The organism is Salinicoccus cyprini, assembly GCF_007713705.1.
Taxonomy (GTDB): domain Bacteria; phylum Bacillota; class Bacilli; order Staphylococcales; family Salinicoccaceae; genus Salinicoccus; species Salinicoccus cyprini.
Genome location: NZ_VMSJ01000002.1, coordinates 268,890 through 294,322 on the forward strand (window position 1 = coordinate 268,890; position 25,433 = coordinate 294,322).

23 protein-coding genes are annotated in these 25,433 nt (G+C 47.6%); 18 read left to right on the forward strand and 5 right to left on the reverse strand.

The genetic code is table 11. The features are described 5' to 3' along the window. Positions 1–24: 24 nt before the first annotated feature. On the reverse strand, positions 25–450 hold the full coding sequence (locus FO441_RS07670; RefSeq protein WP_145288175.1) for a hypothetical protein: 426 nt from the start codon (positions 448–450) through the stop codon (positions 25–27). Positions 451–471: 21 nt separating this feature from the next. After that, positions 472–1,197 carry an SDR family NAD(P)-dependent oxidoreductase gene (locus FO441_RS07675; protein ID WP_145288178.1) on the reverse strand — a complete coding sequence of 242 codons (726 nt, stop codon included), beginning with the start codon at positions 1,195–1,197 and terminating at the stop codon, positions 472–474. A 140-nt stretch (positions 1,198–1,337) separates the two neighbouring features. Between FO441_RS07675 and kynU the strand changes: the two genes are divergently transcribed. From kynU to FO441_RS07710, 7 genes are all read left to right on the forward strand, one after another. After that, the gene (kynU, locus tag FO441_RS07680) at positions 1,338–2,603 is read left to right on the forward strand and encodes a kynureninase (protein ID WP_145288181.1); all 1,266 of its coding nucleotides are present in this window, start codon (positions 1,338–1,340) and stop codon (positions 2,601–2,603) included. Further along, the gene (locus tag FO441_RS07685; RefSeq protein WP_145288184.1) at positions 2,603–3,235 is read left to right on the forward strand and encodes a cyclase family protein; all 633 of its coding nucleotides are present in this window, start codon (positions 2,603–2,605) and stop codon (positions 3,233–3,235) included. The genes kynU and FO441_RS07685 overlap by 1 nt, the downstream gene beginning before the upstream one ends. Next, positions 3,228–4,070, forward strand: coding sequence for a tryptophan 2,3-dioxygenase (locus FO441_RS07690; RefSeq protein WP_145288187.1), 843 nt, complete (start codon positions 3,228–3,230; stop codon positions 4,068–4,070). Before FO441_RS07685 ends, FO441_RS07690 begins: the two co-directional genes overlap by 8 nt. Positions 4,071–4,087: 17 nt before the next feature. Beyond that, positions 4,088–4,408, forward strand: a complete 321-nt coding sequence (locus FO441_RS07695; RefSeq protein ID WP_145288190.1) for a hypothetical protein — start codon at positions 4,088–4,090, stop codon at positions 4,406–4,408. A 196-nt stretch (positions 4,409–4,604) separates the two neighbouring features. Further along, positions 4,605–5,753 carry an NAD-dependent epimerase/dehydratase family protein gene (locus FO441_RS07700; RefSeq protein ID WP_145288192.1) on the forward strand — a complete coding sequence of 383 codons (1,149 nt, stop codon included), beginning with the start codon at positions 4,605–4,607 and terminating at the stop codon, positions 5,751–5,753. A 15-nt stretch (positions 5,754–5,768) separates the two neighbouring features. Further along, entirely contained in the window at positions 5,769–6,905 is a 1,137-nt protein-coding gene (locus FO441_RS07705) for a glycosyltransferase family 4 protein (RefSeq protein WP_145288195.1), read from the forward strand. A 17-nt stretch (positions 6,906–6,922) separates the two neighbouring features. After that, entirely contained in the window at positions 6,923–8,224 is a 1,302-nt protein-coding gene (locus tag FO441_RS07710) for a pyrimidine-nucleoside phosphorylase (RefSeq protein WP_145288197.1), read from the forward strand. Between the two features lie 26 nt (positions 8,225–8,250). Here FO441_RS07710 and FO441_RS07715 read toward each other — a convergent pair whose 3' ends face one another. Continuing rightward, positions 8,251–9,351, reverse strand: coding sequence for a GGDEF domain-containing protein (locus FO441_RS07715; protein ID WP_145288200.1), 1,101 nt, complete (start codon positions 9,349–9,351; stop codon positions 8,251–8,253). A 268-nt stretch (positions 9,352–9,619) separates the two neighbouring features. Between FO441_RS07715 and FO441_RS07720 the strand changes: the two genes are divergently transcribed. The 9 genes from FO441_RS07720 (at position 9,620) to FO441_RS07760 (ending at position 20,156) form a co-directional block, all read left to right on the forward strand. Then, a complete protein-coding gene (locus FO441_RS07720; RefSeq protein ID WP_145288202.1) occupies positions 9,620–10,021 on the forward strand; it encodes a response regulator transcription factor in 402 nt (133 codons plus the stop codon). Continuing rightward, positions 10,012–11,022, forward strand: a complete 1,011-nt coding sequence (locus FO441_RS07725) for a HEAT repeat domain-containing protein (protein WP_145288205.1) — start codon at positions 10,012–10,014, stop codon at positions 11,020–11,022. Before FO441_RS07720 ends, FO441_RS07725 begins: the two co-directional genes overlap by 10 nt. After that, positions 11,022–12,440, forward strand: a complete 1,419-nt coding sequence (locus FO441_RS07730; RefSeq protein ID WP_145288208.1) for a glycosyltransferase family 2 protein — start codon at positions 11,022–11,024, stop codon at positions 12,438–12,440. The genes FO441_RS07725 and FO441_RS07730 overlap by 1 nt, the downstream gene beginning before the upstream one ends. Then, on the forward strand, positions 12,437–14,557 hold the full coding sequence (locus FO441_RS07735) for a hypothetical protein (protein ID WP_145288211.1): 2,121 nt from the start codon (positions 12,437–12,439) through the stop codon (positions 14,555–14,557). Before FO441_RS07730 ends, FO441_RS07735 begins: the two co-directional genes overlap by 4 nt. 105 nt (positions 14,558–14,662) lie before the next feature. Beyond that, positions 14,663–15,808, forward strand: coding sequence for a UTP--glucose-1-phosphate uridylyltransferase (locus FO441_RS07740; RefSeq protein WP_145288213.1), 1,146 nt, complete (start codon positions 14,663–14,665; stop codon positions 15,806–15,808). Continuing rightward, positions 15,808–16,530 carry a PAQR family membrane homeostasis protein TrhA gene (gene trhA, locus FO441_RS07745; RefSeq protein ID WP_145288216.1) on the forward strand — a complete coding sequence of 241 codons (723 nt, stop codon included), beginning with the start codon at positions 15,808–15,810 and terminating at the stop codon, positions 16,528–16,530. Before FO441_RS07740 ends, trhA begins: the two co-directional genes overlap by 1 nt. A gap of 73 nt (positions 16,531–16,603) precedes the next feature. Further along, a complete protein-coding gene (gene proC, locus FO441_RS07750) occupies positions 16,604–17,410 on the forward strand; it encodes a pyrroline-5-carboxylate reductase (RefSeq protein WP_145288219.1) in 807 nt (268 codons plus the stop codon). Between the two features lie 78 nt (positions 17,411–17,488). Continuing rightward, positions 17,489–19,045, forward strand: coding sequence for an amidohydrolase (locus tag FO441_RS07755; protein WP_145288222.1), 1,557 nt, complete (start codon positions 17,489–17,491; stop codon positions 19,043–19,045). Positions 19,046–19,058: 13 nt separating this feature from the next. After that, positions 19,059–20,156: an NAD/NADP-dependent octopine/nopaline dehydrogenase family protein gene (locus FO441_RS07760; protein WP_145288225.1), complete on the forward strand. Its 1,098-nt coding sequence runs from the start codon at positions 19,059–19,061 to the stop codon at positions 20,154–20,156. Positions 20,157–20,201: 45 nt separating this feature from the next. Here FO441_RS07760 and FO441_RS07765 read toward each other — a convergent pair whose 3' ends face one another. Continuing rightward, complete coding sequence (locus tag FO441_RS07765) at positions 20,202–21,581, reverse strand: alanine/glycine:cation symporter family protein (protein WP_145288228.1); 1,380 nt, start codon at positions 21,579–21,581, stop codon at positions 20,202–20,204. 36 nt (positions 21,582–21,617) lie between these two features. After that, the gene (locus FO441_RS07770) at positions 21,618–23,072 is read right to left on the reverse strand and encodes an alpha-amylase (protein ID WP_237605765.1); all 1,455 of its coding nucleotides are present in this window, start codon (positions 23,070–23,072) and stop codon (positions 21,618–21,620) included. A 243-nt stretch (positions 23,073–23,315) separates the two neighbouring features. Here FO441_RS07770 and FO441_RS07775 point away from each other — a divergent pair, with 243 nt between their 5' ends. Continuing rightward, positions 23,316–24,365, forward strand: coding sequence for an Mrp/NBP35 family ATP-binding protein (locus FO441_RS07775; protein WP_145288234.1), 1,050 nt, complete (start codon positions 23,316–23,318; stop codon positions 24,363–24,365). Between the two features lie 18 nt (positions 24,366–24,383). Beyond that, complete coding sequence (locus FO441_RS07780; protein WP_145288237.1) at positions 24,384–25,157, forward strand: KinB-signaling pathway activation protein; 774 nt, start codon at positions 24,384–24,386, stop codon at positions 25,155–25,157. Positions 25,158–25,433: the final 276 nt, after the last annotated feature.

Here is a 25,433-nt window from a genome sequence, read left to right on the forward strand (position 1 = left end):
CGCAAATGCGGCCAGGCCATTTTTCTAGTCATCAAGCAGAAACTGCTCTTCGTCCCTTGAGTGGATTTCATCCACAATGATGATGGATACGGAGTAGTCGATGAGTTTCTGGAAGTCGACTGCCTCCTTGGAAAGTTCGGTTCTCATCCGTTCAATCATATTGCGCATCAGGTCATGGTCGCGCGTCAGCTGCTGGACTTTATCGTGGAGGGCGGGATTTTTATCTACCGCTTCCTGGTAGAGTCCATTCTCTTCCTCTTCGCTTTCGGCATGTGCAAGGATGCGCTGTTCCACATATTCGATGAACGACTGCATCTCTTCTGCAAGTGCTTCGTGTTCCTGTTTATTCAATAGAGTTTTCATATCCGTAACGTGGTCCTCTGCACCTCCCAGGCTTGCGTCATGAATCGCCCGGTGGGCATGAAGTTGTCTTAGTGCCGGTCCTGCCATGGTATCGCCCCCAGAATAAGTTTACTGTTGATCTTCTTTTACAGGATTCGTTGCCCACATCTGGCTTGTCTTGATGAAAGTTCTCGGGTTGAGCTTGAGCTGGCTGACAATAATATCCGCGATGTCTTCTGCATGAGTCATCGTCTCTTTCTTGAGTCCGGTTTCCCCAATCAGATCCGTCAGCACAGCTGATGGTGTCAGATAGGACACTCTGATGTTGTGCGGGCGCATTTCCTGCATGACGCCTTCAGTCATACCGATGACTGCAAACTTGGTTGCAGAATACAGTGAACTGTTCGGACCGCCTTTCAGTCCGGACATGGAGGAGATATTGATGACATCTCCCTGTTTTTGAGTTTTCATCTGCGGAAGAATACCGTGCATCATATGGTAGATACCAAATACGTTGACATCCATCATTTTTCTCAAATCTTCTTCAGAACTGTCCAGAAAAGAAGTAGGATTCATGATGCCGGCATTGTTGATCAGTATGTCGATGCGGTCGAAAGCGTCGTTCACTTCGTTCAGAATACGATCGACGTCTTCTTTATTCGACACATCGCCATTCGCCCCGATGACTTCCACATCGTGCTTCTGAAGTGCGTTGACCGCGTCTTTCAGCGTGTCGGCGTTCCGCCCGATGACTGCAATATTGACGCCTTCCTGTGCCAGCGCGTGAGCGCTGGCGAGTCCGATGCCCTTCGTGCCTCCGGTGATTACAGCATATTTTCCTTGGATCTCCTGCATGTATTCTCTCTCCTTGTCGACAAGATTTATACTTCCATTGTAGCAAAGACGCAGTCAGCAGGCACTGATGAGACTTCTCTTGTGTTAAAATCATTGTATAATGAGAAAAAAGCACATCGGACAGACGAGGAGGCAGCAAAATGAATGAATGGCTCGAACGCGCACAGGAAAAGGACAGAGAAGACAAGCTGGCCAAGTACAAGAAAGAATTCTATCTGGGTGAAGCAATCCATTATATGGATGGAAATTCACTCGGACTGATGAGCAGACCGGCAGAAAGGAGTCTGCTTGATGTCATGGAAGATTGGAAGCAGCATGGCATCGATGGATGGACACGTGGCAATCGCCCATGGTTCTATATGAGCGAGCGGCTCGGGGAAATGATGGCGGATCTTGTGGGCGCAGATGCCCATGAAGTGCTTGCAACGAACTCGACGACCATGAACATCCACCAGACTGTCCGGACACTCTACCAGCCGACAGATGACAGGTACAGGATTCTTGTCGATGACCTGAATTTTCCATCGGACATCTATGCAGTACAGTCGATTCTCGATGACTACGGCCATTCGGATGGCATGGTCAAAATCCCTTCGGATGATGGACATACCCTCTCCACTGAAGCGATCATCGATCGGATGGACGAAAGTGTGGCACTGGTACTGCTGCCATCGGTGCTCTATCGCAGTGGACAGGTGCTGGAAATGAAGAAGCTGACTGAAAAGGCGCATGAGAAAGGGATCCTCATCGGTTTCGACCTGTGCCACTCCATTGGATCGGTACCTCACGAGCTGAAGAAGTGGGGTGTGGATTTCGCGATGTGGTGTACATATAAGCATCTGAACGGCGGACCGGGATCGGTAGGTGGACTGTACGTCCATGAAAGGCATCATAATCTTGCAGTAAGTCTGAAGGGATGGTTCGGCAACAACAAAGAGACCCAGTTCGATATGGCACACACATTCGATCAGGCACGGGACATCAGCCAGTATCAGGTCGGCACCCCGCATATCTTTTCGATGGCGCCGCTGCTCGGTTCTTTGAAAATGTTCCAGGAAGCGGGCATGATGAATATACGCAGAAAGTCACTCGAGCTTACATCCTTCATGATGGATATGATCGAAGCGGTGCTTGAAGGGCATGAAGTGGAGATTGTCACACCAAGAGCGCACGCACACCGCGGCGGACACATACTGATTGGTCATCCGAAAGCCGCCGGCATCAATGCGGCCTTGAAGTCGAAAGGTGTCATTCCCGACTTCCGTGCTCCAAACTACGTCAGAATCGCGCCGGTTGCACTGTACAACTCATTCGAGGATGTCCATCATACGGTCATGATCCTGAAGGAGATCATGGATGATCGGCTGTATGAACAGTTTGATAACAAAAGGGGAGTGATTGCCTGATGTGGAAGGACATTACACAGACGCTTGATGATGCCATTGCCCACTGGCCTGAAGATACGCCGTTCACCTACGAGCGTACAGTATCAAAAGAGCAGAGCGGTTCGGTCAATATAGGCAGAATTGAAACAAGTACACATATCGGCACGCATATCGATGCACCATTCCATTTTGATGATGCGGGTGCCACAGTGGAACAGCTGGATATCAACCGCTATATCGGTACGGCCACAGTGATTGAAGTACCGGCTGAAGGAACCATTACATTGGAATCACTCGAAATCTTCCCTCTCAAAGGCACGATACTGCTCATCAAAACAAAGCATCATACCGATCGCACCGTTTTCCCTGACCGCATTCCTGTACTCGAGAAAAGGGCGGTCGAACATCTTGCGCTGCACGATATCAAGCTTTTCGGCATCGATGTCGCATCCGTCGACACGATCGATTCGAAGACGCTCGATATCCATCATCTGCTCTACGAACGGGATATCATGATCATCGAAAATACAGTGCTTGACGATATCGAACCCGGATATTATGACTTTATTGCCATGCCTCTGAAGATCAGAGGCGGAGACGGCTCGCCTGTGCGCGCCGCACTACGCTTTACGGGAGGATTCGAAAATGAGTGACTATCAGGATCGCACACTTGATGGGGAAAATGTAAAAACGGATTTCATGAAAGACATGACTTATGGTGAATACCTCAGTCTCGATCGCATACTCTATTCCCAGAACACACTGACGGATGAACACGATGAGACGCTGTTCATCATCATCCATCAAGTTTCAGAGCTGTGGATGAAGCTGATCATACATGAAATCAATTCGGCAATTGAAGATATAAAAATGGATGACTTCAGAATGGCATTCAAAAAACTGGCACGGGTGACCAATATACAGAGGCAGATCATTTCAGCATGGGATGTACTGTCCACCATGACACCGAGCGACTACTTGAAATTCCGCGACAGCCTCGGTAACGCTTCAGGTTTCCAATCCTATCAGAACCGCATGATGGAATTCAGTCTCGGGTACAAGACGACACACGCACTCAAAATATACGAAAAGGATTCCGGGGTGCATGAGCAGCTCAAATCCCAGCTTATGAAGCCGAGCATCTATGACGAAGCCATCCGTGCAGTCGACAGGGCAGGGTTTGAAATCGATGACGCTGTGCTGCAGCGGGAAGTGACAGAAACTTATGTCCCCCATCAATCCGTCAAGGAAGCATTCAAACAGATATACTTGAACACGGATCAGTATTTCGAATTGTACGAGATGCTTGAGAAACTTGTTGATGTGGAAGACCTATACAGCCAGTGGCGATTCAGGCATATGAAGACGGTCGAACGCATCATCGGCTTCAAAAAAGGGACCGGCGGCAGTTCGGGAGTGGACTACTTGAAACGGGTAATCGACCATTACTTTTTCAGGGAGCTTTGGGAATTGAGATCTGAACTATAAAAGAAGGGGTGACGGGCATGCGGGACTATGGCCAGACGAACATTTTCGATCACGTAATCAAAGAGGATGAAACATTCGTGATCGTCGTCCAGGAAGTGACAGAGCAGAATGGACAGCTGCATAAACGGGTGCTGAGGGAGTATCCGAGTCTGAAGATGGAAGGGATGAAAAACCTTTTCGACCACTTGCGGGACGTATACCGCGAGGAAGCTTTCTCAGCCCGCGGCAAATATTTTGATATTACAATCTATACAAATGAGGACTATGCAGGGGATAACATATATGCCCATGTAAAAAGGTATCGCAACAGCAAGGAATGGACGACGACATCGAAATGAGGGAATTATTCATTCCACTGCTGTGAGGAATGGCAACCGGATGAAAAAACCGTCCGGTTGCTTTTTTTATTTGAGTAATTTGCACAATCCACCGATAAAAGTTTGTTTCCATTTATATTTATCTTTATAATAGTTGTTGTATACTAGCCGTATACTGTGAATATTGCAAAAAACACTTGAAGCGGAGGATTTTCATATGAGAATTATTGTAGCAGGAGGGGACGGCTTCTGTGGATGGCCGACAGCCCTATATCTTTCCGAGAAAGGTCACGAGGTGACTATTGTCGATAGCTTGGTAAGACGTAAGATTGATGACGAATTGCATTCCAATTCGGTAACACCAATCGCCTCTCTACAGGAACGTGTAGACAAATGGAGAGAACTCACTGGCAAAGAAATCAAAGTCTATGAAGGCGATCTGAACCACTATGATTTCCTGAGCTTGGTCTTCAAGAACGAGCGTCCTGAAGCTTTCGTGCATTTTGCAGAACAGCGTTCAGCACCATACTCCATGATTGACCGTGAACATGCGGTATATACACAGCAGAACAACGTGCTTGGCAACCTGAATGTACTTTATGCGATCAAGGAGTTCGAACCAGACTGCCACCTGATCAAACTGGGTACAATGGGCGAATACGGCCAGCCGAATATCGACATTGAAGAAGGCTACATCGAAATCGAACATAAAGGAAGAAAGGACACACTGCCATTCCCTAAGCAGCCTGGATCCTTCTATCACCTTACGAAAGTGCATGATACACATAACATCATGTTTGCCTGCAAAATCTGGGGCATCCGTGCGACAGACCTCAACCAGGGTGTTGTCTACGGTCTGAATACTGATGAAACGAAAAAAGATCCAGTACTTGCAAACCGTCTGGACTACGATGGTGTATTTGGTACGGCGCTCAACCGCTTCGTCATCCAGTCGGCAATCGGCCACGATATGACTGTATATGGCTCAGGCGGCCAGACACGTGCTTTCCTGAACATCAAAGATACAGTACGCTGTGTTGAGATTGCTGCTGAAAATCCGGCAGACGTAGGAGAGTTCAGAGTGTTCAACCAGTTCACCGAGTCCTTCTCTGTACAAGATCTTGCTGAAAAGACAAAGCAGGCTGCTGCAGAACTTGATATTGAAGCAAATATCAAGAGCATTGAAAATCCACGTATTGAAAATGAAGATCACTACTACAATGCAGTCAATACGAATCTGATCGACCTCGGTCTTGAACCACACCTGCTGACTCAAGACGTGCTCAAGGAAATGCTTAAAGAAGCGCTCGAGCATAAAGACCGCATCATTGTAGATAACGTTCTTCCAAAAGTTACTTGGAAATAAGGAGAGGTAATCCGTATGAAGATAGCGATTGTCACAGAGACATTCCTGCCGTCGACAGATGGCATCGTGACCAGATTGACAAAAGCAATAGACTATTTTATACGGGAAGGCCATGAAGTCCTGGTCATTGCCCCAGATCTTGGTGTATATGACTATAAAGGAGCGAAAGTGGTCGGCGTAAAGCCGATCACTTTCCCTTTTTACAGGTATAGAAAGTGGGGATTCCCGTCCCGCAAAGTGTATCATGAACTGAAAAAATTCCAGCCGGATGTTGTCCATGCAGTCAACCCGGTCCTCCTGGCTACAAGTGCAGTGAAGGCTGCACAGAAGCTCGACGTACCACTCGTATCTTCATACCATACACACCTGCCGAAGTATCTGGACTACTACAAGGTCTACAAGCCGGCGAAGCCGCTGCTATGGTGGTATATCAAACGCAATCACAAAAATGCGGATCTCAATCTGGTCACATCCAATGCCATCCGTGATGAACTCGATGCCCAGGGCATCAAAAGGCTCGATGTCATTCCGCGAGGTGTGGATGTCGTCCACCGTCATCCGAAGTATAAGGATGAAGAGATGCGGGAACGTCTGACGGGAGGCAAGCCCTCCAACAAGCTGCTCGTATTCATCGGGCGGATTGCCGTGGAAAAGGAGATTCCAAAATTGCTTCCACTGCTCGAGCAGCGTCCCGATATCAGCCTGGCGATTATCGGCGATGGACCGGCACGCGCGGATATCGAAAAACGTTTCAAGGGGACCAACACGGTATTCACCGGCTTTCTTCATGGAGATGATCTGTCGAAAGCATTCGCTTCGGGTGATGCGTTCATTTTCCCTTCAGTATCCGAGACGCTCGGCCTTGTCATCCTTGAATCGATGGCATCCGGCCTGCCGCTGATCGGGGCGAAAAGTGGACCGACGAATGAACAGGTGGAGCATGGCGTCAACGGCATGCTGTTTGAAAATGAAAACCTGGAAAGCATGCTCGAAGCAGTATCCGTGCTCGAGGATGAGGAGAAGCTTGAAGCGATGCGGCAGAATGCCCGTGAAGCAGCGATGGGCTACTCCTGGGATACAACGTCCCAGCGGCTGATCGACTTCTATATGGAAGCAAGAGACAGGCACTCTGTCGGCAACAGAAATATGTAATGGAGAGGAAGATATTCATGCGCATGGTAGATATCATTGCTAAAAAGCGTGATGGTGGGGAACTATCCAAGGAAGAAATCGATTATTTCATTACAGGATATACGGAAGGAGACATTCCGGACTATCAGGTTTCCAGTCTGCTTATGGCAGTTTTCTTCAATGACATGACCGAGGAAGAGCGTGCGAATCTGACAATGGCCATGGTCAAGTCGGGAGATGAAATTGATCTTTCGGCAATTGAAGGTGTGAAGGTAGACAAGCATTCCACCGGCGGCGTAGGGGATACGACAACACTTGTACTGGCTCCACTCGTTGCAGCACTTGATGTACCAGTCGCCAAGATGAGCGGGCGTGGTCTTGGTCATACGGGCGGCACAATCGACAAGCTTGAAGCAGTCGAAGGATTCCACGTCGAGATCAGTGAACAGGAATTTACGGATCTCGTGAACCAGAATAAAGTTGCGGTCATCGGCCAGTCGGGCAATCTGACACCGGCAGATAAGAAGCTCTACGCTCTGCGTGATGTCACAGCGACGGTCAACTCCATCCCGCTTATTGCGAGTTCGATCATGAGCAAGAAGATCGCAGCGGGTGCGGATGCCATCGTACTCGATGTCAAAACAGGTGATGGTGCATTCATGAAAAATGAAGAAGACGCTATTGCCCTGGCAGAAGCGATGGTTGCCATCGGCAATAATGTCGGCCGCAACACGATGGCCATCATATCAAGCATGGCGGAACCGCTTGGCCATGCCATCGGCAATGCACTCGAAGTCAAAGAGGCCATCGATACGCTGAAAGGCGAAGGGCCGGAAGATCTGACAGCACTATGCCTGGAACTCGGCGCGCAGATGGCGGTGCTTGGTGGCGCAGCCGCTACACTGGATGAAGCAAAAGAGAAACTCCAGGCCGTCATCAATGATGGCCGGGCACTTGAGAAGTTCAAGAATTTCCTTGAAAATCAGGGCGGCGATGCGTCCGTTGTGGATGATGTATCCAGACTACCGCAGGCAGAATACCAGTTTGAAGTGAAAACAGATAAAAGCGGCTATGTTGAAGAGATTGCAGCTGAGGAGATCGGCATTGCATCCGCAATGCTTGGTGCAGGCCGCCAGACGAAGGAAGATGAAATTGATCTCGCAGTCGGTCTTGTTCTCAAGAAAAAGGTTGGTGACCGGGTGGAAGCAGGCGATACCATCGCTGTCATCCACAGCAACAGAGAAGATGTCAAAGATGTGGAACAGAAAATCATTGACAACTACAGAATCGGGCAGACCCAAAATGAAATAGAACTGATCAAACAGGTCATTACAAAATAAAGAGGCTCCATATGGAGTCTCTTTATTTATGTGTGAGGAGTGTCTGCAACAATCAGATCCTTCTGCTTTTCGCAGCAGACCTGGTTGCGCCCAAGCTTTTTTGCGATATACAGATGTTCATCCGCTGTCTTATACAGCTTGCCGATTCTGTCGACCTGTTCCGGGTAGGATGCGAGCCCGATGGAGATGGTGATGCCGACAAACTCCCCGTTATGCATGATGTAGCGGCTATGTTCGATGGTGGTTCTGAGACGTTCTGCAATTTCAAACGCCTCATCCCGTGTCTTCCCTTTCAGTATGATGGCGAATTCTTCTCCGCCGTTGCGGGACAGGATGCCTGCCTCTCCGACGACCGACTGCATTTTCCGACTGACAGCCCGAAGTATCTTATCTCCTTCAGGGTGGCCGAACCGGTCATTGAAGGACTTGAAGAAGTCGATGTCCAGAATCATCAGGGAAACATTTTTCCCCGAATCCAGTGCGTCCACTTTACTGTCGAAAGCCCTTCTGTTGTATAGGCCGGTCAATCCATCAATGGAAGCCTCCTCTTCGTACTGTCTGAACAGCCGGTGGGACCGGGTCATGTAGTCTATCAGTGAGATGCTCAGTGCCATGCTGATGGCAGCCAGGAGAAAATAGTAGAATGCAACTTCCATGGCTACTGCTGGGTCGCCGGTATTCATGACGAGTGTCGTAAAATACAGGATGACAACAACAAGCACAAGGGAGATTCCGAGCACATAGTCGCCCAGTTTCTTCAGAATACTGTAGGCGATGAAGACACTGGCCATGACAGTCAGAAGGACACCCGGTGATACGGTTGCAATGGCCCAGGGCGAAAGGGCCGCCCATCCGAAAAACACACCTGAACTTACCAGATAGGCCTGGGAACTGTTGAACATGAGTACCAGCATCAAAGCGACCATACTTAAACTGAAATAGATTTCATGATGGGTACCGACGGCATAGTAGTTGAGCAGAATGGAGATGAAACCGCCCATCAGGCCCCCGAAAATACTCTCGTAGAGGCGGCTCTGCAGCAGAGGTTCCATCTTCCATTTGATTTGAAAGTACAGGTACAGGAATGCAACCAGCATTGAGAACAGTACGATCATATCGAGAAACATAAATTTCCTCCATCAGTTTTGATAATAGGTTTGAAATTTCTTTGAAATTCTATAGTATCTATGTAAATAATGAAAAAATATCAATTGATTACCGGTATCTACTATAACATATTATGTATATATTATTATCTTCAATTCGAAGTGATTGATGAAAATCCAACTTATGTCTGATTGGAATAAATTATTTTATTTTGTAATGATGAGTGATAATTCCATTGATTGTAAGTATAATATAATAAAAAGAAATATAAAGTGAGGAAGTGTAGAGATGGTTGAACGTACCGAAATTCATGTAGTGGAGCCTGATGAAGTATTTCGCCGTATCCTGATTCGGACACTTGAAGACGGAAATGATGTTGAACAGCTCGGTGTCCATGGATATTCGGATGGTTATGATTTCATGGAACGCTATCGCTACGGGGAAGCAAGATGCATCTATATCATCAATGACATTCTTCCTAAGAAGAACGGTATCGAGCTTGTGCAGCATATACGTAAGACGGATATTGAAGGTGTCATCTATTTCATGACCCGTTCGAACACTGAAGAAGAAATGGTCTATGCATTGAACATGGGCGTCGACAGCTACTTCATCAAACCTTTCAATCTGAAAGTCTTTCAGGCCAGAATCAATCGACTGGTCAATCGGGGAGAAAATCTATGGGTGTAAGCATCAGTCTTAGCGTTGTACTCTGGTGTATTCTTGCTTTGGTTGTCATTCTTGCTGCGCTCGTTGTGGTTTTCATCACCCAGTCGCAGCACAGAATCAGAAGGCGGGACGAGGTGGCTCGATATACCGAACGTCATCTTGAAGACTGGTATGAATACCTGGTCAAAGGTGACGGACTGGATGCACTCCCCAGATCAAAGGATACTGATGTGGAGGCGATTGAGAAGATCTTCTTTGCCTTCAAGCAGAATGCGTCGTCAAAGGATATAGACAGAAGAATCATCCAGGTTGCCACAGAGCATCTTGCTCCCCGCTATAGACGGCAGCTTAAAAGCGGCAAATGGGCCTGCAGGGTCAATACAATGGGTAAACTCATCGAATTCGAGCTGCCGGGTTTTGAAACGGTGTTTACTAACGAGGAGGTACTGCGGCTGAGCAGATACGAGTACTTTCTTTTCTTGAGCTACCTGTCCATATTCGACATGGATCGTTTCCTGCACATCTACTTTTTAAGGGAAGACCTTTCGGAATATGAGAATAAGAAAGTGTTCAATCAGTTGAGCGACAGAAAAGCCGAAAAACTGATCGGCAGATTCGAAGAAATTACATTGCCCGGGAAATATGCGCTGATCGGGAGAATTTCTCTCATGCCATCCGGTCGTTCCATAGAATTTCTCGAATCCCTGCTTAACAATCGAACACCGGAAGTACGCATACGTGCGCTGAAAGCCATACAGTCGATTGGACATGTTCAGGAATCCTGCCGCTATGACAGATTCTACAATTCCGATGTTTGGGAAGAGCGGCTGCTTGTCACACGCATCGCCCCGCTGATCGGTGAAAAGTCCATTTCTCAACTTAAGGAACGGCTGGATGATCCGCATGAAATGGTAAGAAGGGAAGCAGCCCGGTCCCTGTCGCGCTTCAGAAAACCGATGGCGGAATGGGCTGTGCCGATGCAACGGGAGACGCTGACGATACGTAAGGAAGGTGAGAAGTGATGGATTGGCAGAGTATTGGTCTTGTACTTGGATGGATCATTCTGATTTATGTGCTGAGCATCACGCTCTTCTACATACTTATGATGGCTTTTGCCTACCAGGCACTGGCGAAGAGAAAACTGCTTGATGATGAAATGCTCGATGATGATCTGAGGACCAACCTTTTCACCAAGCCGGTTTCCATACTTGTGCCTGCCTATAATGAAGAGGCGGGAATTGTGGAAAGTCTGCATTCCCTCATCAATCTGAGATATCCGGAGTCGGAAATCATTGTCATCGATGACGGGTCGAAAGACAGCACAGCAGAGACGGTCATCGAAGCTTTCAGCATGAAGCGGATCTATCCGACAATCGTCCAGCATATCGAGACGAAAAAGGTGAACAAAGTGTATCAGTCGAAGCTTCACCCGAAAGTTTTCATGATCATGAAGGAGAATGGCGGCAAGGCGGATGCGCTGAATACCGGCATCAATCTGGCCAGATATCCCTACTTCTGCTCGATTGATGGAGATTCCATACTGGATGAGAATTCACTGCTCAAAGTGATGCGCCCTATCATCGCATCGGACGGCAAAGTGGTTGCTGCAGGTGGTAATGTAAGGATTGCGAATGGCAATGATATACATTTCGGATCACTCGTGGAACGGCAGTTGACGCGCAGGCCTGTCGTCATGATGCAGATCATCGAATACTTGAGAGCGTTCATGCTCGGACGCATCTTTCTGAGCCGCTTCAATATGGTGCTGATCATATCCGGTGCCTTCAGTGTATTTTCAAAGCGTACCGTCATCGCCGCAGGCGGCTATACACCAGGTGTCATCGGTGAAGATATGGAACTGGTCGTCAAAGTCCATGAGTATCTGCGCAGAACCAACTCGGATGAACGCATCGAATTTGTACCTGAACCCGTGTGCTGGACGGAAGCACCGACTACGCTCAGGGTGCTGAGACGCCAGCGGAGAAGGTGGAGCCAGGGGCTTATTGAGAGCCTGTGGCGGCACAAGCATATGACACTGAATCCGAAGTATGGCAGAATTGGACTTTTTGCCTTCCCGTATTTCTGGCTGTTCGAGGCACTCGGTGCAGTGGTTGAGCTTGGCGGATACATCTATATCATCGTATCCTTCTTCCTTGGTACGCTCTATGTGGAGATGGCGCTCATGCTGATGCTTGCGCTGATCCTCTACGGATCCATCTTCTCGTCCTTCTCGCTGCTGCTCGAGGCATGGACGACGAAAAACTATACACGACCGCGTACCATTCTCGCAATGGTGCTTCTGGCACTTTCGGAAACATTCTGGTACCGTCCGCTGACATTATTCTGGCGACTGGAAGGCATCTACAACTTCATGCGCAAGAATCATGACTGGGGCAGGATGGAACGTCAAGGACTGGGAAGAGGGAAAACACAAAAATGAAGAAGTACATCATTATCGGTATTCTGATCGTCGCAGTCGGAGTTGGAATATACTTCGTCTTCGGCAACAGCCAGGAAAGAGAGGCGCATGAAATACAGCCTGCTCGGATCACTGGGGATCAGTTTGAAGTGAAGACACCGGATGGCTGGGAACAGATGACCATCAAAGGCGTCAACATGGGGATGGCCAAGCCCGGCTATTTCCCGGGTGAAGCAGCGATTACAGAAGATGAATACTATCGCTGGTTCGAACAGATTGGCGAGATGAATGCAAATACGGTGCGTGTATATACTCTGCATCCGCCGGGTTTCTATAATGCACTTGCCCGCTATAATGATAGAAATGAAGAAAACATCTACATCATGCATGGTCTATGGGCGGATGAAGGCAAGATGCACGACGGACTTGATGCCTTTGATGAAGCGCTGAATGAAGAGTTCAACCAGGATATGATGAATGTAATGGATGCCATCCACGGCGGCGGCACTGTCGAACCTGAACCTGGAAAGGCATCCGGTGACTATACGAAAGATGTATCCGGCTATGTCATCGGCTGGATCATGGGCGTCGAGTGGTATCCGCCATTTGTCGTCGGGACGAATGAAAAGCATGATGATATCGGCCAGTATGATGGCACTTTCTACCGTACTGAGGATGCCTCGCCGTTCGAACACTGGCTGGCTGAGAAGATGGACTACATCTCAAAGTATGAAAATGAAACATACGGTTCGCTGCGTCCAATGAGCTTTACCAACTGGGTGACAACGGATATTCTTGAGCATCCATCCGACTCTTCGGATATGGAGGATCTTGTGAGTGTGGATCCGAACGTCATCTATACAGAAGGTGAAATGGAAGATATCGGCCAGTATGCCTCCTATCATATCTATCCATACTATCCGGACTTTTTGAACTATGACAAGAAGTATGTGGAATATACAGACCATAGAGGAGAAAAGAACAACTACGCCGGCTATCTCAATGAGATGGTGGCTGAGCACCGGCTTCCGATCCTTGTTGCGGAATTCGGGGTGCCAGCATCCCGCGGACTGACTCACCGGAATCCATTCGGCTGGAATCAGGGATTCCATACTGAAGAGGAGCAGGGTGAGATTGTAACGCATCTCTACGAGAATATTCTGGAAGAGGGCATGCTCGGGGGACTGATCTTCACCTGGCAGGACGAGTGGTTCAAACGGACATGGAATACGATGGATTATGATGATCCGGACCGCCGCCCGTTCTGGTCGAATGCACAGACGAACGAGCAGCAGTTTGGTCTGCTGAGCTTTGATACACATAAGATTAAAGTGGATGGAGATGGCTCCGGTTGGGAAGGTGATCCGCTGTATACAGGTTCCGGGGTGCTTGAATCATTGACGATGGATCATGATGAGCAGTACCTCTATTTGAAAGTCGAACACGATCCTGAAATGGAAGGCGGCATCAATATTCCACTGGATGTCATTGACGGCCAGGGCAATCATACGCTAAATGGTCAGATTGAATCGGAGGATGGCATCGACTTTCTGATTGATATCAATTCTGAGCAGTCCAGAGTGACAGTGGACGACTATTACGATTTCTTTGAAATCCAGTATGGCCATACACTTGAAATGATAGATGCCGGGGAGGCACCGGAAATGGATTCGGGGGAATTCAATCCGATCCGTCTGGCATTGAACAAGGAGTACTATCTGCCGGATAGGGGCGTGACACTTCCGTTTGAGTCCTATGAAACTGGACTGCTGCGGGAAGGTATCGGTGATCCGGAAGCGGAGTCATACGATTCACTTACTGACTACAACTGGAATCGTGAAGAAGGCGTGCTTGAAATCCGTCTGCCATGGCAGCTGATCGGTGCGCGCGATCCGAGCCAGCGGGAATTCCTCGGCAACATCGCTGAAGATGGACTCGAAGCTTCAGTTCATATTGACGGTATTGGTGTCGGTGCCTATGTCACAGATGACCAGCAGCTTGTGGATAGCCTGCCGGCGGTAGAAGCGGGGAGACTACCAGCACTCGATATGTATACGTGGGAAGAATGGGATATGCCTGAATCGGAAGAGCGGCTGAAAAAGTCCTATGACATCATCAAAGAAACATTCAGCGAGTAGGAACGGAAAAGAATGGCGGGGATGCAGCATCCCCGCCATCCTTTTATTTTTACAGACCGAGCCCATTTGGATTATAATAAGGTAAAACAACTGCGGAGGCCGATCATGATAACGAACTGGATACCTCAATTCGAATTGCTGGAACAGAGCTGCCAGCAGAAATTGGAAGACCAATATCAACTGCTCGATAAGGAAGAAATCAGGAAAGTGTACGAGGATGCATATCGGAACCCTTCGTATGTAGATATGAGTTCGATAAAGGAGGTTCCTTATGCCACACCTGCCGAGCTGGATGAAGACATGCTGAATGATGTTGCCTATGATGCCATGGGCAAAGGAGAGGTGGCAGTACTGCTGATGGCTGGTGGTCAGGGAACGAGACTCGAGCACCAGGGACCGAAAGGCACATTTTCTTTTGAAGGGCGTTCTCTTTTCGAACTCCAGGCAAACCAGCTGCGAAATTTTGAAGAAAAGGTAAAGACACCTGTCCAGTGGTACATCATGACAAGTGATATCAACCATGGTGAGACGCTGGCTTTCTTCGAGTCCCATCGCTATTTTGAACTGGATCCGGCAAATATCCATTTCTTCAGACAGGAGCATTTCCCTGCCCTGTCAAAGGACGGTGAACTGCTGATCACAGAGCAGAAGGATATTCTGCTGACGCCAAATGGTAATGGCGGTATTTTCAGCGCATTGAAAAAAAGTAGGATGCTTGATGACATGAAAGCGAGAGGCATCCGTCACGTCTTCATGAACAATGTCGATAATGTTGTAGTAAAAGTTGCCGATCCGCTGCTCATGGGGCTTCATATTCAGAATGATAACGAAGTGACTTCGAAATCCATCGCTCCAAAACCCGGTGAGAGTGTCGGGCGTCTGTGCCTTGTGGATGATAGAAAAAGCGTTGTTGAATATACGGAACTGCCTGAAGGTGAAGAAGAGGCATTCAAAAATGGCAACATCGGCATCCATGCATTCAGCATGAAATATCTGGAGAAAGTTGCAGATGTCAGAATGCCCTACCATCTCGCATTGAAGAAGCTGGAGCATATGAACAGTACATTGCAGGTAGTCAGAGAAGAAGTGCTCAAGTTCGAAAAGTTCTACTTCGATGCATTTGTGCATGCAGATACCCATATGACGCTGCAGGTCGACCGCAAGGGTGAATTTTCCCCGCTCAAGAACAAGGTGGGCAAAGACAGCATAGAGACAGCATATAAGGACCTGATGGATGCAGGCGTACTGTGATGTTTCTCCGGCAGAGCGAACCCCATAAGAAATTATATTGGAAAAGACATGGGGTGGGTGAAAAGATTGAAGAGTCTCTGAAGCATATTGTGCCGCTATCCTTCGGGGAGGAAGTGGGCAATAGTGTGAGTCACGGTGTGGCGGCGCTCATATTCATATTCATATTGCCGTTTACAGCAATCTATATGTACGAGCAGGGCGGAACGCTGCATGCAGTGGGAGGTTCGGTGTATGTCATCAGCATCCTGCTCATGTTTCTCACGTCGACACTGTATCACTCCATGGCACATAATACCCAGCATAAGTACATCATGCGTCTTTTGGACCATAGTCTGATCTATGTAGCCATCGCTGGAACGTATACACCAGTGGCACTGTCGGTGATCGGAGGCAAGTGGGGCATCATCACCTTGATCATCCAATGGGCAGCTGCGATTTTCGGCATCCTCTATAAGGTGCTCAGCCCCAAAGTGAACAGTAAAGTAAGCCTCGGCTTCTACCTGGTGATGGGCTGGATGGCGGTTCTCTTCTTTCCGCAGATCATCAGCAATACGCACTGGATGTTCATATTCATGCTGACACTTGGTGGCATCAGCTATACGATCGGTGCATGGTTCTATGCTCAGAAGAACCGCAAGTACTTCCATATGATATGGCATTTCTTCATCATCGTTGCGAGCATTCTGCACTATATCGGCATCGTTTTCTACATCCACGCGTAGCTTGGGCGTTTTTGATTTTTCCGTTCAGTTTGTTATGATAGTTAATGTTGAAATCAAAACGGGAGTTGATTGGATGAAAATCGTCTTTTATGGTGCGGGCAATATGGCAAGTGCCATCTTTATCGGCATGATCGAAAATCGTGTAGTCAAACCGGAGCAGATCTATCTGACGAGCAGAAGCCAGCAGGATAAGGTCATGTTCTTCAAGGAGAATCTCGGCGTCAACGTTTCCTATGATGATACAGAACTCCTGGATGATGCAGACTATGTCATCCTGGCAAGCAAGCCGCAGAGCTTTCCGGATGTGGCCAAAAGAATCCGGCCGTATCTTGAAGAAAAGACAAAGATCGTGTCCGTCATGGCAGGCACCCAGATCAAGACAATCCGGCGCGAACTGCGGACGGAAAATCCGATTGCCAGAATCATGCCGAATACGAACGCGATGGTACAGCATTCCGTAAGTGGCATCACATACTCCAGGAATTTCCCGGATAAGGATCAGCTGGTGGAACTGATGGAGAGTTTCGGTACGACGGTGGTGGTTGAAGAAGATGTCATGCATAATATCACCGCTGCCACAGGTTCAGGTTCTGCATTCCTGTATTTCATTTATGAAAAGTATGCAGAAAGCCTGATGGAGCTCGGGTTCAGCGAAGAGGAAGCATTGTTTCTGACAAGAAACCTGGTCATCGGTGCCGGGAAAATGGTGGAGGATTCTGAACTGCCATTCAGTCAGCTCAGGAAGAATATCACGTCCAAAAAAGGGACGACAGAAGCGGGGCTCAATGCACTGGATGGAGAAGGCATCAAAAGAATACTCACTGCAACATTGAATGCGGCAGCAAACCGGAGTGAGGAATTGAGCAAGGATGATGAATAGTATCGGTTCACGAATTTGTGGAAAGGGAAGTGCTTCATATAGACTGTATATGAAGCACTTTTTGTGAGGAGGAATAAAGTGAAGACGTTATATTATAATGGTTCAATATATACAATGAAGGCGCCTCTCGACACTGTCGAGGCACTGATTGAAGAAAACGGCAGGATACTTCAGACCGGTAAAGTGGAAGTACTCCGCAGCCAGGCGGACAGGGAAGTGGATCTGAAAGGGCAGACGTTGCTTCCCGGATTGACAGATACGCACCAGCATCTGATTATGATCGGAAAAAAACTGAAATCTCTGGCACTGCATGAAGTGTCAGATCTTGATGATATGAAGCGGCTGGTCAGTACATACGAGTCCACTGAAAAATGGAATCTCATTCTTGGCTACGATGAAAACAATTTTCCCGACCAGTACCGCCCATCCCATGAAGAGCTGGATGCGCTGACGGACAAACCGACACTGGTGACCCGGGTGTGCCAGCATGCCGGTGTCGTCAATACCCGGGGGTTGGAACTGCTTGGACTGGATCGTACAGTGACAGACCCCGAGGGCGGCTATTACGAACGGGATGAAAATGGAGAGCTGACAGGCTGGGTCTACGATAAGGCATTCGAAGCCATCAGGGATGCCACGGTCGAGGATGATGTGGATTCGTTGAGCGGTGATATCGAAACGGCAGTCGACCATCTGTATACATATGGTATTACAAATGCGCATACCGAGGACATGTCATATCATGGTCCTTATCAGATGCCTTTGGAAGCATATAAGAAAACACTTGGCCCCGACCGTAAGAAGTTCAGGGTCAACCTGCTCAGGCATGAACGGGTGTATGATGAGATGGTTGAGGACGCACCGGAATTCATAGAAGACTGGATCGAAAAAGATGCAATGAAGCTGTTTATGGATGGTGCATTCGGTGGCAGGACGGCTCTCGTCAATGCACCATATGAAGGTACCGAGGACCATGGACTCCAGATCCATTCGAAAGAAGCGCTTGAGTCGCTGGTCAAAAAAGCCCGTGCCAACAATGACGCGATTGCTGTGCACGTCATCGGCGACAAGGCAAGTGAGCTTGTCGTTGATGCAATCGAGAAGTTCCCCGTGCCGGAAGGCAAGCATGATCGCCTGATCCACTGCAGTCTGCTGGATGCGTCCCTCATAGAGCGGATGTCCCGGCTGAATGTAATCTGTGATATCCAGCCGACATTCCTGACATCCGATATGCCATGGGTCGAATCCTACCTTGGCACAGAACGTCTGGAATACTTATACGCTTTCCGCACAATGCAGGCGCATGGACTACTGCTCGGCGGCTCTTCGGACGCACCGATAGAAGCAGTCAATCCGCTGCTTGGTATCCATGCACTTGTAACACGCAGAGGAAAAACAGGTGTGTATAATGAGAAGGAAGCTGTCAGCCGATATGATGCCTTCAGAATGTATACCCATAATGCCGCAAAGATTGTCTACAAGGCAGATCGGGCAGGGCTGATAGAACCGGGATATTATGCAGACTTTGCCATATTCGATAGGGATGTCATGACAGTCGAGGCGGATGAACTGCTTGAAACAAGAGTTGAAAAAACAATTGTAGACGGTACAATCGTCTACGATGCACATAACTAGAAGGAGGGATTCCATGGGTTTGAAAATCAGTATTTTCGGTGCTGGACATGGTGGCATCACTGCTGCTGTGGATATGACGGAGAGAGGCCACACGGTGACGCTGTACCAGTCTCCCCAGTCCAAGAAAGACTTGAGTAAAATAGAAGAAACGGGTGAAATCAATTTTAAAGGTTCACCTGTGAAAATTGATAGATTCACAAGAAATATTGCAGAAGCCGTAAAAGGTCAGGATGTTCTGATGCTGGCCATACCCTCCACTGCAGTCGAGCCTGTCGCAGAAAGCATTGCGCCATATCTTGAAGACGGCCAGTATGTGCTGATCAATAGTGCGAGCGCCATGTGCAGTATCCGCTTCAAACGGGTTCTGCATAATATGAAAACGGATGTGGACGTCAAAGTAGGGGAGACGATGTCACTCACCTATGCTTCAAGATATCACGCCGAGCGTAATGAAGCAGAATTGATCGGCTATAATAAACATAATCTGTTCGCAGCATACCCTTCCCGGCATACAGAAGAGATGCTCGTCGTTTTCAATCGGATGTATGACTATTTGAAGCCGGCTGAAAATATCATCGAAACAACATTGAACAATGGAAATCCCGAGAGTCATCCCGGCCCTTCGATTCTGAATGCAGGTAGAATCGACTATGCAGGCGACCAGTTCTACCTATATAAAGAAGGCATTACTGAGCATACAGTGAATGTCATCCACCGTATCGATGAAGAACGCCAGGCAATATGCAAAGTACTCGGCTTCGAAGCCCTTTCCAAATCCAAACGGAGTGTGAGAAGCGGATATTTTGAAGAGGACGAATCGTTGCTCGCGCAGTATAACAATTCCAAAATACTCAAAGATATACTCGGGCCGACCGACCTTGAAAACCGCTATGTAACAGAAGATGTATCGAATGGTCTGGTATTGTGGGCAAGCATTGGAGATATGGTAGACGTAGACACTCCGGTAATGGATGCTGTCATTACACTGACAGGTGTTCTCCTTCGACGTGACTTCTTCAGAGAAGGTGTGACACTAAGCAAGCTCGGCATAGAGAAAGTCAGCAGCGAGGAATTGAACCGGCTGATGAAGTACGATAGTACAAGAGATTAAAAGAAACCCTCCGACAGATCTGTCGGAGGGTTTCTTGTTTCAAGCTTATTCGTTGCCGACATCCTTCTGGTAGTACTTCTTGGAGTTGAAGTATTCCTCCTTCAACTCGATGATTTTCGGCGACAGTATAATCACTGCTATGATGTTAGGCATGATGACGAAGAATAGAGTCAGGTCAAGGAAAGCCCATAGTATAGTTGCACCGCCGATGGCACCGATGACGATTGATATGACATAGAGTGCCTTCATTAATGTGCCGGCCCATAATCCGAACAGATACTCCGCCTGTCTGGCACCATAGAAGACGACTACAGTGATTGTAGAAAAGACGAAGATGACGAGTGCTACAGAAACGGCCGTACTTCCTATAGGACCAAATGATTCGGCAAAAGCACGTGCTGTAAGAGATTCCCTGACACTTTCCTCATGCGCATCATTATGCTGCCATACCCCTGTCATTATGACAACAAGCGCTGTTACGGTACATATGATCAGTGTATCTACAATAATTGCAATGACTGACCATAGCGCCTGCCGGATTGGATGATCGGTTTTAGCAGCTGCATGGGCAATCGGAGAGGTACCCAAACCGGCTTCATTACTGTAGACGCCCCGCGCAAAGCCCCAACGGATGGTTTCTGCAAGTACTGCCCCGGCACCGCCACCAAGCGCAGCCGTCGGATTGAATGCTTCTGTGAAGATAAGTGAAAAGACAGCGGGTACTGATGAGATATTCATAAAAATGATGATCAGCCCTGCAAAAATGTAGAACCCGGCCATGATGGGTACCAGTATCGAGGTGACCTTGCCGATGCGCTTGATGCCGCCGAATACGACAATACCTACAGCAACGGCCATGATGATTCCTGTGATCAACGGACTGAATGAGAACGTATCATCTATTGTGCTAGCCACTGAATTGCTTTGCACCATTATACTTGGCACAAGTTCAATCAGCAGAAAAATAGCATACCATGCAGCGAGCACTTTACCGACAAGCGGCCATTTGATTCCGTTCCTCATATAGTATGTAGGACCACCCACATATTCCCCCACTTCATTTTTTTCGCGGTAATGCAAGCCTAGAGCCGTTTCGCCGAATTTCAGCGCCATGCCGAATACAGCGATGACCCACATCCAGAAAACTGCACCGGGTCCGCCGAGCATTATAGCTACGGGCACCCCGACAATATTGGCGGCACCGATTGTCGAGGACAGTGCTGTAGTCAGTGTCTGGAAAGGGGTGATGGTTCCTTTGCCAAACGGTTTCTTACCTACCCTGCCGATAGTCTGTTTGAATATATATACAGGGTAGACGAATTGAAAGAATTTCAGTCTGATAGTCAGGTAGATGCTTGTAAAAAGGAGCATGATGATGATGGGGTAGCCCCAAAGAAAGCTGGATACTGCTGTAATTATCTCCATGTTGCGTCCTCCTTGAAAACCGTATTTTTCTCTTGTCTATTCATCAGGAAGGGCGTATACACTGACACTCTGGCTATTCGCATAGAATTCGCCGAATCCTTCTTCATCTATGGTCACGTTATCTTCGCGGTTGCCTGTGAAGTCGACCCATTCTTCTCCACTGCGCTCTTCTCCAACGTACATTTTCTTAACGCCATCCTCAAGGCCATTTGATACGACAACAGCACAACCGGAGTCTTCGACCTCTTCTTTGCCGAAACGCACCCAGCCGATGGTATCCGCATGGTCGAAGTAATCTTCCTGCTCGCCAAGTGCTCTGACATGTCTTGCACGAAGCAGCGGATCGATCGCTTCCGGCAATCCTTCCTTGTCATAGTCTCCATCAATACCATAATAGTCTCCATAAAATACACACGGATAGCCATCTCGTCTAAGCAGGATGAGTGCATAGGCGGACTGTTTGAACCAGTCATCTACGAAAGATTCCAATCCTTCTCCGGGCTGGGTATCGTGATTATCGACGAAAGTCATCGTATTCCATGGCGCTTCTTTGACAAGTGTACCTTCGAAAATCTGTGTCAGGTCATAATTCTCCTTTTCATTGGCAGCTTCGAACAGGTTATAGTGAAGTCCAACATCAAAAAGGTCGATGTCGAATTCAACATCCTTCAGGAATCCTTCCTTGGCTTCGATTTCCGGGTTCCAGAATTCACCGAAGAAATAAATATCCCGATCTGCATACTCCCTGACTTCATCTATGAATTCGCTGATGAACTTGCTGTCTATATGTTTGACTGCGTCTAGCCTGAAACCATCTACATCCAGCGTATCGGTGAGCCACTTGCCCCACTCGATCATTTCCGCTTTGACATCCGGATGATCGTAATAGATGTCGGAATACATCAGATAGTCGAAGTTGCCAAGCTCGTCATCTACGTTTTCGCTCCAGTCCTTATCCTCTCCCACAATTTTGAAGACGCCTGTACGATCTTCTTTGGCATCATAGTCGACGCCAACGAAATGCGTGAAGTTCCATTCGAACTTGCTGTATTTGCCTTTACGGCCAGGGAAGTAGAAGCGGGTGTAGCCATCAATATCGAAAGGCTCAGAAATTTCCTCCTGGCGGTTCCCTGCATCAACTTCTATCACCTTGAAAGTTTCAGTGTCGTCGCCGCCAGCCTTGTGATTCATCACGAGATCGATGTATACCATCAGTCCCGCTTCCCGGCATGCTTCAATCGCCTTCTCAAGCTGTTCGCGTGTACCATATTTGGTGCGTACAGCGCCTTTCTGATCAAACTCTCCGAGATCATAGACGTCATATACTGCATATCCCGCATTGGAAGGGTGATCGGCTTTGGTCGGTGGTGGCAGCCATACTGCATCGATTCCCATATCTTTAAGTTCCTGTGCATTATCCTTCAGACGGTCCCAATGCTTACCGTCATCCGGTACATGCCATTCAAAGTACTGCATGAGTGTAAAGTTCATAGTAGTCAACGTTCCCTTCTATAGTTCGTACCTCATATATAGCCTTTTCAGACTGCTTGTAATCATAAAAGTTCATACAATTATTCTGAATACATCGATTTCTTGGAATATATCAGCAGAAATCATGTTTCATGAATGTACGCTTCAACTTATCACAAAGTATTAAGAACTTTTTCATTTTATGGATATCGGGATATGTTATCATGATGATATTGAATCTAGCCTATAGAAGGAGAATTTCTCATGGTTACTAAAGAACAAGTAGAAGAAATAGTTGGTAATATAAATGATCCCATTCTTAACGTTCCTATTAAAGAGACGGATGGTATCAAGGAAATCAGCATCAAGGAAGAGAAGAAGCATGTAAGTGTCAAAGTGGCAATCGGTCGTCTTGGCGGCCAGGAACAGCTTGACCTGCAGATGAAGGTGGTCAATCTTCTCAAAGAAGCGGGTGCCGACACGGTCGGACTGCGATTTGATGAACTGGAAGAGTCGGTGATTGAAAAGCACCGGGGGACTGCAGGCAGTGAAGTGGAGAATAGATTCAAGGATAACAACACGCAGTTCATCGCTGTTGCTTCAGGTAAAGGCGGTGTTGGAAAGTCGACCGTTGCAGTCAACCTGGCTGTCGCGCTTGCCGAGAAAGGCAAAAAGGTCGGTCTGATTGATGCGGATATATACGGTTTCAGTGTACCTGATATGATGGGGATTACAGAGAAGCCGGGCATTGAGGATAAGACGATCATTCCGGTTGAACGTTTTGGAGTCAAAGTGATCTCCATGGCTTTCTTCGTAGAGGAGAATACACCTGTCATATGGAGGGGACCGATGCTTGGCAAGATGATCAGCAGTTTCTTCAATGAGGTTGCATGGGGAGAACTTGATTATCTGCTGCTCGACCTGCCGCCAGGCACAGGGGACGTTGCACTCGATGTCCACCAGCTGCTGCCGCACAGCAAGGAAATCATCGTGACAACGCCGCACCCGACTGCAGCATTCGTAGCAGCACGCGCAGGGGCAATGGCCCAGCATACAGATCATGATATCATCGGTGTAATCGAGAACATGAGCTACTTCGAAAGTGAACTTACTGAAGAGAAGGAATACGTCTTCGGTAAAGGCGGCGGCGAGAAGCTGGCCCGTGAACTTCAAGTGCCATTGCTCGGACAGCTGCCTTTAGGGCAACCTGAATGGAATGAACAGGATTTTGCGCCTTCCGTCTATTCTGAAACGCACAGAATCGGCAGTATATATAGAAGCATTGCGGACAATGTAATAAAAGAGAGCGAATAATCGCGGAGGAACTACAGTATGACATCGAAATACCTGGTAAGATTCTATTTCAGAACACTGCTCCTTGGTATGGTGGTTACAGCCATCGTGAGCCTGTTCACTGAATATCAGAACGTAACGCGTTATTTATTTGAAGGACAGATCGGCGAATTTCTGGCCGGTCTGGTCTGGTTTCTCGGCTATGGACTTCTGATTGCAACGGTCAGTCAGGTCGCTTTCTTCATATATCTGTTCATTCATCCATTAGGTATGGGCATCTTCAGGAAGCTATGGCCCTATGTACAGCTGCTGCTTGTGATGTATGCCATATTCGATCTATTCTATGTAAGATTCTATAGATTAGGTATGGAAGCGGGTCACGTATGGAACTATATATGGATTCCGATTATCGTCATTGTGGCAGGTTTCATCGTTGCCAGATGGAAAGACCGCGAGGCGCCGGGTGGCAATCTGTTCATTCCGGCTCTCTTCTATATGATATTCATGACTTCCATCGCACTGATTCCATTTTTGAGTGTAGAGGATACTTCATGGATATACCGATCAATATTTACATTAATCATATGTAACGCATTCCAGCTTCTGATGCTGCCGAAGTATATAGAAGCATCAGAAAAGGAAAAGGCAGAGCGGGGAAGAGTAACCAAAGCAGAACGCAATGAACAGAAAAGAAATGCAAAACAGCAGGAGGATATTCAGCAGCAGAAGAAGGAAAAAGCACAAATCGAGAAAAGAAACGCTTTGAAATATAAAAACAAAACACGCCAGAATAAGCTTCATGACAAGGGTTGAGAGGCAGTGCAATGCACTGCCTCTTTCATATTGTGTAAGACTACAATATTAAAATCAATCAAAACGTTGACACCTGCTTGCCCACTTGGTATTATATAAAAGTCGCCAAAACACGGACGACATAAACAAGCACAGCACAGCAGATTGCTTCCAAAAAAATATAAAAAAGGTGTTGCATACGAATTGCTGAAGTGCTATAATAGATAAGCAGTCAAAACAGAACATTGAAAACTGAATGACAATATGTCAACGTTTAATTCCGATAAACGGATGGCT

Excerpts from the sequence above, each read along its gene's own strand:
- FO441_RS07670 (WP_145288175.1), bottom strand. The coding sequence starts at position 450 with ATGGCAGGACCGGCACTAAGACAACTTCATGCCCACCGGGCGATTCAT.
- FO441_RS07675 (WP_145288178.1), bottom strand. The coding sequence starts at position 1,197 with ATGCAGGAGATCCAAGGAAAATATGCTGTAATCACCGGAGGCACGAAG.
- kynU (WP_145288181.1), top strand. The coding sequence starts at position 1,338 with ATGAATGAATGGCTCGAACGCGCACAGGAAAAGGACAGAGAAGACAAG.
- FO441_RS07685 (WP_145288184.1), top strand. The coding sequence starts at position 2,603 with ATGTGGAAGGACATTACACAGACGCTTGATGATGCCATTGCCCACTGG.
- FO441_RS07690 (WP_145288187.1), top strand. The coding sequence starts at position 3,228 with ATGAGTGACTATCAGGATCGCACACTTGATGGGGAAAATGTAAAAACG.
- FO441_RS07695 (WP_145288190.1), top strand. The coding sequence starts at position 4,088 with ATGCGGGACTATGGCCAGACGAACATTTTCGATCACGTAATCAAAGAG.
- FO441_RS07700 (WP_145288192.1), top strand. The coding sequence starts at position 4,605 with ATGAGAATTATTGTAGCAGGAGGGGACGGCTTCTGTGGATGGCCGACA.
- FO441_RS07705 (WP_145288195.1), top strand. The coding sequence starts at position 5,769 with ATGAAGATAGCGATTGTCACAGAGACATTCCTGCCGTCGACAGATGGC.
- FO441_RS07710 (WP_145288197.1), top strand. The coding sequence starts at position 6,923 with ATGCGCATGGTAGATATCATTGCTAAAAAGCGTGATGGTGGGGAACTA.
- FO441_RS07715 (WP_145288200.1), bottom strand. The coding sequence starts at position 9,351 with ATGTTTCTCGATATGATCGTACTGTTCTCAATGCTGGTTGCATTCCTG.
- FO441_RS07720 (WP_145288202.1), top strand. The coding sequence starts at position 9,620 with ATGGTTGAACGTACCGAAATTCATGTAGTGGAGCCTGATGAAGTATTT.
- FO441_RS07725 (WP_145288205.1), top strand. The coding sequence starts at position 10,012 with ATGGGTGTAAGCATCAGTCTTAGCGTTGTACTCTGGTGTATTCTTGCT.
- FO441_RS07730 (WP_145288208.1), top strand. The coding sequence starts at position 11,022 with ATGGATTGGCAGAGTATTGGTCTTGTACTTGGATGGATCATTCTGATT.
- FO441_RS07735 (WP_145288211.1), top strand. The coding sequence starts at position 12,437 with ATGAAGAAGTACATCATTATCGGTATTCTGATCGTCGCAGTCGGAGTT.
- FO441_RS07740 (WP_145288213.1), top strand. The coding sequence starts at position 14,663 with ATGATAACGAACTGGATACCTCAATTCGAATTGCTGGAACAGAGCTGC.
- trhA (WP_145288216.1), top strand. The coding sequence starts at position 15,808 with ATGTTTCTCCGGCAGAGCGAACCCCATAAGAAATTATATTGGAAAAGA.
- proC (WP_145288219.1), top strand. The coding sequence starts at position 16,604 with ATGAAAATCGTCTTTTATGGTGCGGGCAATATGGCAAGTGCCATCTTT.
- FO441_RS07760 (WP_145288225.1), top strand. The coding sequence starts at position 19,059 with ATGGGTTTGAAAATCAGTATTTTCGGTGCTGGACATGGTGGCATCACT.
- FO441_RS07765 (WP_145288228.1), bottom strand. The coding sequence starts at position 21,581 with ATGGAGATAATTACAGCAGTATCCAGCTTTCTTTGGGGCTACCCCATC.
- FO441_RS07770 (WP_237605765.1), bottom strand. The coding sequence starts at position 23,072 with ATGAACTTTACACTCATGCAGTACTTTGAATGGCATGTACCGGATGAC.
- FO441_RS07775 (WP_145288234.1), top strand. The coding sequence starts at position 23,316 with ATGGTTACTAAAGAACAAGTAGAAGAAATAGTTGGTAATATAAATGAT.
- FO441_RS07780 (WP_145288237.1), top strand. The coding sequence starts at position 24,384 with ATGACATCGAAATACCTGGTAAGATTCTATTTCAGAACACTGCTCCTT.